The sequence below is a fragment of the Xanthomonas maliensis genome, assembly GCF_009192945.1.
Taxonomy (GTDB): domain Bacteria; phylum Pseudomonadota; class Gammaproteobacteria; order Xanthomonadales; family Xanthomonadaceae; genus Xanthomonas; species Xanthomonas maliensis.
Genome location: NZ_NSET01000035.1, coordinates 14,901 through 29,556, shown reverse-complemented (window position 1 = coordinate 29,556; position 14,656 = coordinate 14,901). Strand labels below are relative to the sequence as shown.

General features: G+C 68.4%; 4 protein-coding genes. All 4 read right to left on the bottom strand.

Features of this window, described 5'->3' with window-relative positions; genetic code table 11:
* Positions 1 to 8,954 (bottom strand): two-partner secretion domain-containing protein (locus tag CKY51_RS11665; RefSeq protein ID WP_152249262.1); only part of this gene is annotated, 8,954 nt, incomplete at its 3' end.
* 21 nt (positions 8,955 to 8,975) lie between these two features.
* A complete protein-coding gene (locus CKY51_RS11660) occupies positions 8,976 to 10,718 on the bottom strand; it encodes a ShlB/FhaC/HecB family hemolysin secretion/activation protein (protein WP_022971148.1) in 1,743 nt (580 codons plus the stop codon).
* Between the two features lie 492 nt (positions 10,719 to 11,210).
* Positions 11,211 to 13,199, bottom strand: coding sequence for a glycoside hydrolase family 127 protein (locus CKY51_RS11655; RefSeq protein WP_022971149.1), 1,989 nt, complete (start codon positions 13,197 to 13,199; stop codon positions 11,211 to 11,213).
* Between the two features lie 31 nt (positions 13,200 to 13,230).
* Complete coding sequence (locus CKY51_RS11650; RefSeq protein ID WP_152249261.1) at positions 13,231 to 14,646, bottom strand: MFS transporter; 1,416 nt, start codon at positions 14,644 to 14,646, stop codon at positions 13,231 to 13,233.
* Positions 14,647 to 14,656 lie beyond the last annotated feature (10 nt).

The following is a 14,656-nucleotide window of genomic DNA, read 5'->3' as shown; positions in this document are numbered from 1 at the left end:
ACGTTGCCGCCGGCCTGCAGGGTCGAGCCTTTGGCGGTTGCGCTTTGCTGCTTGGTCTCGCTATCGCTCTTGCTGCCGCCCACGGTGACCGCGATGCTGATATTGGCCGCTTGCGCAGCGCCCTTGGCGGTATCAGCGTTGATGACGCTGCTGGCGGCCTGGCCCGCGCCATACGCGCTGTAGGCCGCTGACGCGCCCGCCAACGCCTGCATGCGCGTATCGCCCTGGGCCTTCTTGCCCGCCTCGGCGCTGCTCACCGCCGCCTGCGCAAGATTGAGCGCGGCCGAGCTCAACGACACCGTCAACCCGCCTTGCTTGAAGGCCGTCTTCTGCGTGCTGCCGCTGGTGTCGTGCACCTCGGTGATGGCGATGTCCTTGGCCTTGGCCGTGATGTCGCCTTGCAGCGCCATCACATCGCTGCCGGTGATCGCCAGCGTGTTGCCAGCGGCCAGGGTGACATTGCCTTCCAGGCTGCCGACCGTGCTGCCGGTGTGGTTGACAGCGCTTGTGTCGGCCTCGGTCTTGACCGTTTGCTTGCCGATGGTGAAGCCGATGCCGCCGCTGCCCATCAGGCCGGATTTGACTGTCTGTTTGTCGTGCGCCTCGCTGTGCGTGCTTTGCGCCGTCTCCAGCGTCAGGTCGTTGCCAGCGGCCAGCACCACGTTGCCGGTGCCGACGATCTGCGCGCCTTGCGAGAGCAGATCGTTCCCCGCCGCGACACGCACGCTCTCGCCACTGAGCGAGCTGGTGACCGCCAGGCTGTCGTGGGTTTCGTCGTGGGTGGTGACGGTCTTGCTGGACAGCGCGCTCTTCTTCCGCGTCTGCTGATCCACCACCGCATCGTGCTGCTCCTGGGTGGCCAGCAGCTGGATGTCGTTGCCGGCGGCCAGGGCGATGCCGCCGGTCTGGCTGGCGATGGCGGTGGAGGCCAGGGTGAGGTCGCGGCCGGCTTGCAGGACGATGTTGGTGCCAGCGCCCAGCTGGGTGCCGCGCACGGTTTCGTCGGTGCTGGACGCGGCCAGCGAGTGGCTCTTGGTGACGCTGCTGCGGTCGCTGGAGCTGCTGTCGATCGCCGCCTGGCTGACGATGTCGCGGCCGGCCTGCAACGCCAAACCTTTGCCTGCGCCGACCTGGGCGGCGGTCAGGGTGAGGTCGTTGCCCGCTGCCAGCACCACGTTGCCGGCGCCCTGGACGGTGGTGACGACATGGGTGGTCTGGCTGCTGCGCTGGAAGTTGCGGTCGTTGGCGGTGGTGTCGGTGCTGTGCGCGAGCGTCTGCGCGCCCAGGGTGAGGTTGTTGCCGGCGACGAGCTGGGTGACGCCATCGCTGCCGGCGTTGTGGATCTGTGCCGCCTGCAAGTTAACGTCGCCGCCGCCCATCACCGACAGCACGCCGCTGCCGTTGGCGCCGGTGACGTACAGGCCGGCCACGCGCTGGAGCTGGGTCGTGCTGTACTGGTGGTAGCCGCCGCCCTGGAGGGTCTCCACGGTGGAGGCGACGGTGACATCGCCGACCGCCTGTACGCTCAAGGCATCGACAGCGGTGACGCTGGCGCCTTCGATGCGGATGTCGCTGGCCGAGCGCAGCCCCACCTGGTCGCCGCTGATGCTGCCGCCCAGGTGTTCGATGCGGCCGGCATCGATGGACACCAGCTGGCGACCGGCGATGGTGCCGGTGTTCTTCAAGCCGCCGGCCAGGCCGACATCGACATTGGCGCCGGCCAGCAGTGCGCCGCCGGCGTCCAGATCGCCGGGGCGCAGGCGCAGATACACCTGCGGCACCAGGGCGGTGGTGGTGCTGCCGTCGGGCAGGGTGACGGTCTGCTCCACCAGCCACACGATGTCGCTGGTGAGCTGGGCCATCTGCGCCTCGGTCAGCGCCACGCCCGGGCGCAGGTTCCAGGCCTTGCCGATGGTGGCGCCGGCATCCAGCAGGGCCTGGTATTGCGCTTCGTCGTCCTTGTAGCCGTCGAGGAAACGCCGGCCGGTGAGCTGGCCGATCTGCTCGCGCACCAGCTTCTGCTCGTAATAGCCATCGCCCAGGCGCTTTTGCAGCGTATCGGCCGAGTAGCCCATCTGGCTGAGCAGGTAGTCCGAGCCCAGCCAGCTGCGGTAGTCGGTGAACTGCGGGTCGGTCTCCACCAGGTAATGGCCGCTGGCCGGGCGCAGCGTGAACAGGCTGCCGGTGGGGGCGCGCGTGTCGGGCGTGCCCATGGCAATGCGATCCGGCGAGCCGCCGGCGGCGTTGACCACCCGCGGGCCGGTGGTGGTGGCCGCGCTACCGATGGTGCCGACGTTGTTGCTGGCGTTGCCGCTGTCGGCCTGCGTCACCGTGGTGGTGATGCGGCCCACGCCATGGCTGGCGACGCTGATCGGGCCACGGACGCTGGCGCTGGCGCCAGTGGGGCCTGCCTGCGCGCCACGCACGTTGAGGTTGGCCATCGCCGCGCCATCGCGCACGTTGGGCGCGTCGCGCCCCTGATTGAGGTTGCTCAGATCGCCGACATCGATGGTCAAGGTCCCACCGCTGACGATGGACCCGCCGACCTGCCCGACCTGCTCGGAGATGGAGGGATTGCTCCAGCTGCGGGTGGTGCCGTTGTAGGCGGTGGTGACGTTGCTGAAACTGTGGGTGCGGTACAGCGTGTAGGCCAGATTGGTCACGCTGGCGTTGGGATTGCCGCCCAGGCCGACGATGGCCAGATTGCCGCCGGCGGCGATGCTGGCGTACTCGTTGCGCAGCGCATTGGCGCCGATGCGCATGCTGCCACCGGCGCGGATCACCGCGTCCGGGCCGGCACCGGGTTGCAGCACGTCTTCGACCACGGTCTGGGTGGCGGTTCGGTATTGCTCGTTGTACTCCAGCTTGAGCGGGCCGGTGCCTTGCGGATTCACCAGAATGTGATCCGGATCGGTGTAGGCGTATTGCGCAATCAAGCGCACGCAGTTGGTCGTGCAGGTGCCATAAGCGTTGGAATACCGCAACGTGTCGCTGGCGTAGTGGAATGCGGGTGCTCCCGCTTCGTCGGTGGTCATCCCGGCAAACGGATCGCTAGCGCCGCTGCTCACCTGATCCGGATTGATATTGTTGTCATCGCGGGTGAAGTAGTAGAGCGTCAGCGTTCCGGTGCGCGGGTCAAGCCGCGAGCGCTCGCCGGTTGCCCGGTACAGCGCGCCGCGCGCGAAGAAATACGCGCTGGTCTGCGGGTTGACGCGGATGACTGCGCGTCGCACCTGATACCCATCCGGGGTGATATAGGGCGTGTCCTCGAGGATGTCCTGCGGGTTGAGGTAGTAGATCTCGTACGCGCTGTAGAGGCTGGTGGTGCGCAGCGGCGCGTCATTTTTGCCGTTATTGCGCCAGCTCGGCTGATCCAGCCGCACCGGTGCCAGGGTGGTGGTGGTCTGGGTGACCACCACGTTCTGGCGAATGTTGTTGACGACCCCCGCCTGCAGATCGAGATTGCCGGCCACGTCGATGGTGGAACCGAGGTTGTCCACCTGCCCGGCGGCGCCGGTGGCGTGGCGATTGCCGTCCAGCGCACCGCCGATGGCGGCATCGCCATCGCTGTAGATCAAGCCGCGGTCGCTGTTGGTCAGCTGCCCCACGCCCAGGTCCAGCCGCTGGCGTGCGGCGATGGTGCCCACGCGCGTCGCCCCGTCCACGGTCTCGGCGTGATTGAGCACGCTGCCGGCGGCGATGGCGACCTGGTCGCCATAGATGCGCCCGGTGCCCAGGTTATCCAGCGTGGCGGCCTGCAGATGGGTCACGCCGCCATCGATCAGGCCACGGTTGACCAACTGGCCGTTGCTGACGAGGTGGGTGAGCCCCTGGCTGGTGATCTGGCCGTTGGCGGCGTTGTCGATGGTGCGCGCTGCCACCTCGAGATTGCCGGCCCGCAGCACGCCCTGATTGGCGAGATCGCCATCGGTGTGGATGGACAGGGTGCCATTGGCCGACAACTCGCCGGTATTGGTCAGGCCCTCGCGCAGGGTGAGGCTGAGATCGCCCTGCGACTGCAGCTGGCCATCGCCGCTGAGCGCGCGTGCGTCCAGCCGTTGGTTGCCGTCTGAGCGCAACAGCCCTGCGGTATTGGTGACCGCATCGGCGCGCATGTCCAGGCTGCTGCCGCTGGAAATCTGACCGCCGGTGTTGTCCAGCGCGGCGCCCAGCTGCACGGTGCCGGCACCGTCGCTGATCACCTGCCCCTGGCGGTTGTCCAGCGCCTGCGCCTGCACTTGCAGCTGCCCGGCCTGCAGGCCTTGCAGTGCATTGGCGCGGGTGTTGCGGTTGTCGACGGTGGCCGCGTTGAGCGTCAGCAGGTTGCGGGTGGTGACCAAGCCCGCCTGATTGCCGAGCGCGCCGCTGAGTTGCAGGGTGAGGTTCTGCCCGCCCTGCACGCGACCGCTGGTGTTGTCGAGCGTGGCCGCGGTCAGGGTGAAGTTACCCGCCGCACTGAGCACGCCAGCGCTGCTGTTGTCGACGCTGGCAAGGCCGAGCCGGGCTTGGCCTTGCGCGACGATCGCGCCGTTGCGGTTGTCCAGCGCGCCGCCGTCGATCTGCAGTGCAGCGCCGGCCAGGATGCCGCCAGTGCTGCCGGAATTGCTGTTGACGATGCCGGCGCCGTTGGTCTGCAGGGTCAGATCGCTCTGCGATTGCAGGCGCCCACCCGCATTGGCCAACGTGCCGCTGCGGATCTGCAGCGTGCCCAGCTGGCTGCCGATGGTGCCGCCACTGTTGTCCAGCACCTGGCCGCGGGTGTCCACGACCACCTGCCCGCCGATCACGCTGCCGGCGCGGTTGGACAGCCCGGCACTCTGCAGCTGCACGCTGCCGCCTGCCTGCAGCGCGCCAGCATCGTTGCCGATGGCCGCTGTCGTGGTCACGTTCAAATCGGTGCCGGCCACCACCGTGCCGGCGCTGTTGTCGAGCGATCCACTGCCCACGGTCAGTTGCCCGGCGCTGGAGACGGTGCCGGCGGCGTGGTTGTCCAGCAGGCCGGCGACCTGCACCTGCAAGGCCGTGCCGGCCGCGTACAGAGTGCCGCCCTGGTTGTCGATGCTGGCGGCGGCGATACGACCGCTGCCGCCGAGCAGCAGCTTGCCTTGCTGGTTTTGCAGCGCCTGGGCGACGTCCACGGTGGAGGCGCCGGTGCCGGCGACCTGCAGCGTGCCCTGGGTGTTGCGTAGCGTCTGCGCGCTGAGCGCGAGCACGCCATTGCCGCCGATGCTGCCGCCGCTGTTGTCGAGCGTGCCGCGCGCGGTGAGCGTGAGCAGCTGGCTGCCGGTCGCCACCAGGGTGCCGCCAGCGGTGGTGAGATCGCCGGTGTCGATGCTGAGCGCGGCTGCCGAGGTGGTGGCATTGCGCAGATCGGTGGTCTGCCCGTGCAAGGTCAGTGCGGCGTTGCTGAGCAGCTTGCCGGCGTTGCCGAGCAGGGTCTGCGCCGTGAGGTGCAGCTGGCCGTTGCCGGAGTGCTGGATGGTGCCCAGGGTGTTGTCGAGCAGCGTGCTGCCCACGGTCAGATCGCCAGCGCTGGCGACGATACCGCCGGCGTTGTCCAGCGTGTCGGCCTGGAGACTGCTGGCGCCCGTACCGCTGGCGACGATGCGGCCGCCGCTGTTGTCCACCTGCTGGACGTCGAGCGCGATGCGGTCGGCACCGATGGTGGCGCCGCGATGATCGACCGTGCCGGCGGTCAACGACAGCATGCCGCTGCTGAGGATGCTGCCCTGGCTGCCGTCCAGGCGGCGGCTGTCGATCACCAGGCCGGCGCTGCCGGCGTGGCTGAGCGTGCCCTGTGCATTGATCAGCTGGTCGGCAGCGATCTGCAAGGTGGCGCCGTTGGCGGCGATGCGGCCACGGGTGTTGTCCAATTGCCCGCTGACGGCGATGCGGCCGTCGGCGCTGCCGGCGCCGCTGAGCGTGCCGTCGCTGTTGAGCAACGTGGCTGCCTGCAGGTCCAGGGCGCCATTGCTGGCGATGCTGCCGGCGCGATTGTCGAGCGTGTCGCTCAGGTGCACCTGCAGCGGGCCGCTGCCGGTCGCACTGAGATGACCACCGGCGGTGCGCAGGCTGGCGGCCGCGATGTCGATGCGGTCGGCCTGGGTCGTGCTGCCGTTGCCGAGATCGAGCACGCCGCCGCGCAGTTGCAAGCTGCCGAGGCTGAGCACGCTGCCGCCGGCCCCTTGCAGGGTATCGGCGCTCACCGCCAAGGTGCCATTGCCACCGTGCTCGATCGCGCCGCCACGGTTGTCGAGCGTGCCGGCCTGCACTGCGAACTCGCCACTGCTGGCCAGGCGCCCGCCGGCACTGTTGTCCAGCAGGCTGGCGGCATGCAGTTGCAGCGGCGCGCCATTGGCGGCCAGGACGCTGCCATGCTGGTTGATCAAGGTGTCGGCATCCACCGCGACACGGCCGTTGCCGGCGATGCTGCCGCCGCTGTTGTCCAGGCGACCGGTTACCGTGACGGTGGCGTCCGTGGTACCGGCGGCGGCGATCGCGCCCCCCTGGTTGCTCAGCGCACCGGCAGCGATGGCCAGGCCGGCGTTGCTCGCCAGGTGGCCGGCGTGATTGTCCAGGCCCTGGCGCACCGTCAGTTGCAGGGCCTGATCGCCGAGCGAGCTCACGCTGCCACCGGCAGTGGTCAGCGTCTCGGCCTGGATCTGCACCTGCTGGGCGGCAGTGGTGCCGCCGGTCAGGTCGATGCGTCCGCCGGTGAGTGTCAGTCCGCCATTGCTGAGCAAGCGTCCGCCGTTGCCGTCGATCGCTTGTGCTGCGATCTGCAGCAAGCCGGGACCGGCCTGCTGGATCTGGCCGCCGGCATTGCCCAGCGTGGCCGCGCGGAGGTCCAACGCGCCATTGCTGGCGATCGTGCCGCCCGCGCCATTGTCCAGACCTGCGTCCACGTGCACGCTCGCCGCCTGGGTTCCGCTCGACACCAGGGTGCCGCCGCGGTTGTCCAGGGTCGCGGCCTGCACCACCAGCTGGCGGGTCGTGAGGGTGGCATTGCGATGATCGATGCTGCCGGCCTGCCAGGTGAGTGCACCCGGAGTGACGATGCTGCCGCCGGCACCCGACCAGGTTTGCGCGGCCAGCGTCAGCCCTTGCGTGCCGGTGTGGACGATGCGGCCGTCGGCATTGACCACCGTCTGCGCCTGCAGTTGCAGTGCAGCGGCGTTGCTGGTCAGCACGCCGCCCTGGTTGTCCAACAGTCCCGCCACTTGCCAGGTGGTCGCGGCGGTGCCGCCATGGCGCAGATCGCCGGCGCGGTTGCTCAGCGATTGCGCCTGCAGGTCGAGCACGTTGGCGACGCTGAAGCGGCCCTGGTCGTTGACCAGCGCGCCCAGTTGCAGATCGGCATCGCCCTGCACTTCCAGCGTTCCTGCGCGATTGCGCAGATCGCCCCGCACCTGCAGCGCCGCCACGCCCAACTGGCCGGCACTGTTGTCCAGGCCATCGGCCGCCGCCAGGCGCACCGCGCCGCCATTGCCGATGCGGCCGCCGTCGTTGTCCAACAGTCCAGCGATGTGCAGCGTGCCGGTGGCCAGCGGCGCCGTCGCCAGCGGGGTCTGGCCGCCCGTGGTCGGCGTTGGACCGCTTCCGCCGTCGGTGCCGGTGCCGGCGTTGTCGTTGGTGTCGGTGCCCGTGCTGCCGCCCCCCGGAGCCGGACTGCCGCCATCGTGCGAGGGCGCGGTAGCGAGTGCACCGATGCTGCCGCCGCTACGGTTGCTGGCGCTGCCGGCAGTGACCTCGAGCGCTTGCATGCCGGTCTGCGTCAGCGCGCCGCCCTGGTTGCGCAGGCTGGCTGCGTCGATCTGCAGCCGCTGCGCATCCAGCGTGCCGCCGCGGTTGTCCAGGTCCGCCGCGGTGCTGACGCGCAGCTCGCGCGCGGCGCTGAGGGTGCCGCTGTTGGCGATTCCGCCGCTGGCGCTGACCTGGGTGTCCTGCTGCGACTGCAGGGCACCGGTGTTTTCGAGCCGGCCATCGACCGTGACCACCAGCTCGCCGGCCTGTGCACCCAGATTGCCGGCATTGCGGACGCCCACGCCGTGTTCGTTGCCGACCAGCCAGATCTTGTTGGCGAACATGCCGCCGAGCGCGCCGACATCCAGCGCGAACGTGGGTGCCTGGCCATCAGCGGCCTGCGTGGCGACGCTGCGGTGATCGGCACTGACCACGTTGTTGCCCAAGGTGGCCTGCAGCTGGTTGGCCCAAATGCCGGCATTGACCTGCAGCGAGCGGGTGATCAGGTCGGTGTAATCGGCCCGGCTGGTATCCAGGCCGGCGCCGCCGATCTGGATCGCGCCGCCGCTGACGCGGTAGCCCTCCAGCGCGCCCCCTGACAGGATCGGCGTGCCGGTGGTCAAGGTGACCCGGCTGGCATTGAGGAAGCCGCCGCCATCGACCTGGATGCCGGCGGGATTGGCGATGATGACTTCGGCACGCTGGCCGGCCACCTCGACGTAGCCATTGAGCCGACTGGTCGGCCCGTTGACCTCGTTGAGGATGACCTTGGCGCTGCCGGTGGCCAGCCACGGATTGCCCTGTACCCAGCCGCCCAGCTGGGTCTGGGTCTGACCACGCGCGTTGTTGAGAATAGCGCCTTCGCGGCCGACGTCGAACTGGCTATAGCGATTGCGCGACACCCCCGCCGCCGATGGCGTGGTGATGTTGACCAGCGGCACGCCATTGGGCGCGGTCAGCACGGTTGGGCGTTCGTTGCCTGGTGCGGCGGCATCGCCGACGATCCGCCCCGTCGACTGCGCCAGCAGCGCCCCACTCCACCCGCCCAGACCCAATGCCGCCAACAGCGCCACGGTCAGCGGTGCGCCGAGGGGATGGCCGACGGTCGCGCCGGCACCCGCCATGCGGCCGCCGGGAACGCGGACCAATTCCGAGGCCACCTGCCACACGCGCAGAGTCCGGTTGAACACCAGTCGATAGATGCGATTCATGTCACTGCTCCGTCTGGATGGTCAGTAGCGCCAGGACAGGCTCAGACCGAACGTCGTATAGGCGGTTGGGAAATGGCTCGGCTTCCACAGCGGTGCTGCGACGAAGCCATCGACGGAGACGTGCTGCCCGCCGCCACGCAGGCCCAGGCTCGTGCCCGCCAGGTGGTCGCCGGACTGCAGCCGCGCAGCGGGACCGCCGATGTGGCCGTAATCGGCGCCCAGGTAGGCTTCCAGTCCGCCACCGACGGCCACGCTGAGATCGTTGCGCAGCGACCAGCCGCGATCGCCGCTGAGCGCAAGCTCGCCATCGAAACCGCGCACGGTGTAGCGTCCACCGATCGCGAAACGGTCCTGCGGCGCCAGCGGGGTGCGGTTCCACTGCCCGCGCCAGGCGGCGGTATAGCGCAGCCGTTGCGCGCCAAGCTGGAACGGCACGGTCAGCTGCGCATCGGCGACGATGATCTGCATGCGCGAGGTGCCTTCCAGCGGAATCGTCGGGTCAAACGCGGTTGCGCGTTCTTCCGGCGCCCGCAGTGCGCCGAACGCACCGGTGCCGCGGCGGTAGCCGACACTGGCATCGAGCGTGCTCTTGCCGAGGAACTGGCGGTGATTCAGGCCCAATTCCCAGCCGGCCGTCTGCCGCCGCTGGACCTGGATCTCGGTATCGTCGATCGCGCTGGTCGAGCGCCGCCACCAGCCGCGCGCGTACGCGCCGAACTTGATGGAAGCGTTGCGGAACAGCAACCGGTCCAGGCGCGCTTCGGCGTTGCGGCTGCGTCCACTGTAGTCGTAGCGCTCCACCGCACCGGCCACCGCCTGGCTGTAGTCGTAGGCGCTGGCGGTGACGCCGAACAACCAGTAGCCGTCAGGAATGTCGTAATGCACGGTCCAGCTGTCGGTGTCCTTGCCGGCGCCGTTGAACACGCCCTTGCCCAGGCTGACGTAGAACAATTCGTTGAGGCCCAGGGGGTTGTCCAGCGACAGCGTGCCGTTGGCCTGCAGCTTGCCGGTGGCGTCGCTGCCGGCATCGTCCAGGCTCAGGTTGGCGCGCAGGCGTGCGCGTTGCTGCCAGGCGATGGCCAGATCGCTCTCGCCCGGGCCGGTGCCCTGGCCCTCGGCCGGTGCGATCTGGATATCGGCGGTCACGCTGGGAACGCGTTGAAGATTCTCCAGCCCTTGCTCGATATCGCGCAGATTGAGCAGCGCCCCCGGACGCGCGGGAACCGCGTTGCCGATCCTCGCGCGCGCGGAAGATGGGTCGGTGAAACGCGCCACGTGCACGCGGCCCGGCACCACCGACAGCGTCAACGTGCCGCCGGTGAGATCCTGCGGTGCGGCCAGCACGCGGGTGGTGACGTAGCCACGCGCGATCACCGCGTTCTGCACCCGCTTCATGACCAGGTTGATGCCTTCGGTGCCCAGACAACGACCGATGGCCGGATCCTGCCGCGGGTTGGCTGCTTTCAGTGCCCAGGCGAACGCCTTGGCGCCGGCGCCGTCGAGCACGATGCGATCGATGCGAAAGCAGGGCGATTCGTTGCTGGGCAGCCGTTCGACGCCATCGGCCGGCGCCTGTTGCAGGCGCACGTCTGGACGCGCCTCCTGCTGCTCGCGCAGCACGCGCTCGCGCTCCTGCTGCCGCAACAGTTCCTGCGCCGCCGGATCTCCGACCTGCTGTGCCGCTGCCTGTGCGCTCACCCCGACCCACAACGCCGCGCACCACGCGACGCGCGCGCGACGCGCGCTCCCCGTACCGCTGTCCATGCTGCCGACCGCCCCGATCTATTCGACTACGACCGGCGTCACTGCACGGCCCCCTAACGCTATTTTAACCAGGAACAACCGGACACAGCAGTAAGGAAATTCCTGACTTTGCGGAGTTCGGGCGACGGAGTCGCGATACCAGCTCCGAGCCATCGGCCGCTCCACCACCGCGGCGCCGAACAGTCGTCCGGCGCTTCTGGGGCGCTCTGGCCCGTAGCAGCACGACGGCGCAGCACGCCGCTGCTGCCTGCCAGGCAGCCCAGCCGGCAGCGGTCTGCTGGGCTGCCGCCCGCCAGCCACAAGCGACGACCGGCCCCTAGAGTTCCTTCCGCCCCTGCCGATACTCGCCGCCAGACCGCACGGGTTTTGGCCACAGCACGCTGGCTCGGCCGTGACCCAGCAGTCGCAAGACACGGGTACGACCGGTCAGCACCGCCTACATCCACGCAGCGCAAACACGCTGATGCGAATGCCGTGCGAACGTCCAGGCAATCAGCGCAGTCGCCCGCCCTCTTCTGCCGGGGCGTCCACGGCCTCGACCCACACCCGCATCTCTCCTTCGCCGCGATTTCCCCAGGCGAAGTACGGCACGAAACGCAAGCGCTGGGCGTGCCAGTGCGGCGCCGCGGCGTCGTAGCGGTATAACGCCTCGGCGTCGCTGGGGTCGATGCGGCGCAGGCCATCGGCCTCGATCAATGTCATGCCGGTCAAGCTGCCGCTGCCGGGCACCAGCGTGAATTCCGCCGAATGTGGCAGGGCCAACTGATACAGCTCACTGCCGTTGTCGACCTGCTCCAGGCAGTACACCAGCGGGCCACGCTGCACGGCCAGCTTGCCCGCCGTCTGCCGCAGCAAGGCATGACTGCTGACGCGACGTACCGGCATCGGCAGGTCCAGGACAAGGCGTTGACCTGGCTGCCAGCGCTGCGCCGCCACCGCATAGCCATTGCGTCGCGCGAAGGCCAGCGGCGCGTCGTCCAGCGTCAGGGTAGGCTGCGGGCACCAATCGGGAATGCGCAGCGCCAGCGCGGTGGTGAACGCGCGCTCGGCGGCGAGCGTGATCTCTACTCGTCCATCCCACGGGTAGTCGGTGCGCTGCGACAAGGTGATGCGGACGCCATCGCGCTCCAGCGTGACCTGGCTGCCGGCATACAGATCGACATACAAGGCATCTTCACGCGGGGTGTAGAGATACTGGCCCAGCGATGCCAGCAGGCGGGCGATATTGGGCGGGCAGCAGGCGCAACCGAACCAGCGTTGGCGTACCGGCTTGACGTGGTCGTGGGCATGGCTGCCAGCCAGCGTGCGCGGCAGCGTCTCCAGCGGATTGACGTAGAAGAACGCTTTGCCATCCAGCGACATGCCGGCCAGCACGGTGTTGTACAGCGCGCGCTCCATGACATCGGCAAAGCGCGCATCGCCCTCCAGCTGCAGCATCCGCTTGGCGAACAGCATCAGGCCGATCGAGGCGCAACTCTCGGCGTAGGCGGTCTCGTTGGGGAGGTCGTAGGCGCTGGTGAAGGATTCGCCCCAGCTCTGCGCACCGATGCCTCCGGTGACATACAGCTGACGCTGCGCCATGTCGTGCCACAGCCGCAGGCAGGCCTCCCGCTTGTCGGCATCGCCGTCCAGCAGCGTGAGATGGGCCACACCCGTCATCAGATACGCAAAGCGCACCGCATGGCCGGTGGCGTGTTGTTGCTGCACCACCGGCAGGTGCGCCTGGCTATACGCCTTGTCGTGCACCATCCAGCCGCTGCCGTGGTTGTCCCAATAGGCCGTGCGCCCGCGCCGCTGGTATTCCTCGTCGTACCAGTGCGGCTGGGTGCCGCGCTGATCGATGAAATAGCGCGCCAACGCCAGATAGCGCGCGTTGTCGGTGGCTTCGTACAGCCGCAGCAACGCCAGTTCGATTTCCGGGTGCCCGGGATAGCCTTGCAGCTGACCCGGTGTGGTGCCGAAGGTCGTCGCGATATGGTCGGCGAACCGGCAGCAGACCTCCAGCAAGGTGCGTTTTCCGGTGGCACGGACATAGGCCACGCCAGCCTCGAACAGATGACCGGCGCAATACAGCTCATGACACTCGGCCAGGTTGCTCCAGCGCTCGGCCGGCGCGACCAGGGTGAAATACGTATTGAGATAGCCGTCGGGCTGCTGTGCAGCGGCAATCAGCTCGATCACCGCATCGGCGGCCTCCTCCAGCGCCGGGTCGCGCTGCTGGCACAACACATAGGCCACCGCTTCCAGCCATTTGGCCACATCGCTGTCCTGGAAGATCATGCCGTGGAAGCGGCCTTCGGCACGTCCGGCGGCGATGCGGAAGTTGGCGATGGCGTGGCTGGGTTCGGCATCGGCGATGCGATCGTTGAGCGCCTCCCATTGGTAGGGCAGCACCACCTGGCGCACCAAGGCCTGGTAGTTGCGCCAGAACGGTGCGGTCAATGCGACCTGGGTGAGGTCGATGTCGTGCGTGAGCGTCATGCGGGGATCCGGGAGAGACGAGCGGGTGGGGTCAGTGGGATGGCTGCAAGCGAGCGCGGGTCGCCTGTTCGGCGGCGATCTGCTGCATGCGGGCGTCGTCGAGCCGGCAGAAGCGGATCACGATCGCCAGCGACAGGTGCAGTCCGGCCGGCAGCAGGGTTTCCAGCGCGGTGATGCCGTGGCGGGCGAGCGCAGCCTGGGCGACACCGGCGCGATAACTGCACAGATGCAGCACCAACGCGATGATCCCGGCGCTGGCCGCCCACGCCAGCTTGATCGCCAACAGGTTGACGGCGAAATTGAGGCCGGACACGCGCTGGCCGGTTTTCCAGGCGCCATAGTCATCGGCAAAGGCCATCACCGAAAAATGCAATGGCAAGGTCATCCCCAGCAGCGTGCCATTGGCGAAGATCGTCACCAGCCATAAGACCTGTCTGGCCGGGCCAGTGGGCAGGAACCACATCGCCAGCGCCAAGGCGGCCAGCACCACGTTCAGATGCAGGTACAAACGCAGCGTGTCCACGCGGCGTGCCAGCGGTGCGACCAACAACGCGCCGGCGATCGCCGCCAACGCCACCAGGCCGAGAAACAGCGAGGTGTAGCCGGCGTCGCCCCCCAGCACGTAATGGATGAAATACAGATAGCCGCCACCGCGCAGGTTCATCACGTTGATCAGCAGGAACGACATCAACGTCAACAGCAGCAATTGATCGTTGCCCACGACTGCCGCCAGATGCCGGCGCAGCGAGAACGGCGCAGGTGCAGGCAGCGGCACCCGTTCGCGCACGCTGGCAAAGCACACCAACAGCATCGCTGCCGCCAATGCGCACATGACCGCCACCCCGGCCTGATAGCCACGCGCCGTATCGCCATGACCGAACACCGTCACCAGCCACGGCAGCCCCACCGACACCAGCAATGCCGCCAATCCGCACAGGGTGAATCGCCACGACTGGCTGGCCACGGTATCTGCGCGTTCGGCCGTCATCGCATTGATCAGCGCGCAGTACGGCACGTTGGCGGCGGTGTAGCAGATCGACAGCAGTAGATAGGTCAGGCAGGCCCACGCCAGCCGGCCGTCACCCGCCAGCGGTGGCGCAGTGAAGGCCAGCACGCCGGCAATGCCCAGCGGCACCGCCATCCAGAGTTGCCACGGTCGGTAGCGTCCCCAGCGGCTGTGCGTACGATCGGCCAGCAAGCCCATCACCGGGTCGGCGAACGCATCGAACACGCGTACCGCCAGGAACATCACGCCCACCGACGCCGCGTCCAGACCGACGACATCGGTATAGAAAAAGGTGAGAAAGCTCATGATCAGGCAGGTGACGACGGTCCCGCCGGCATCGCCGAGCCCGTAGCCGATGCGCTCGTGCAGCGGCAGCGTGGGTGCAGTGGCAGCTGCGGCCGATGCTGATGCTGATGCTGATGGAGCGATGTGCAGCTGCATCATGACTCTC

What these genes read in the sequence shown, in the direction of transcription:
- CKY51_RS11650 (WP_152249261.1), bottom strand. Translation starts at nt 14,646, where the DNA reads ATGCAGCTGCACATCGCTCCATCAGCATCAGCATCAGCATCGGCCGCA.
- CKY51_RS11655 (WP_022971149.1), bottom strand. Translation starts at nt 13,199, where the DNA reads ATGACGCTCACGCACGACATCGACCTCACCCAGGTCGCATTGACCGCA.
- CKY51_RS11660 (WP_022971148.1), bottom strand. Translation starts at nt 10,718, where the DNA reads ATGGACAGCGGTACGGGGAGCGCGCGTCGCGCGCGCGTCGCGTGGTGC.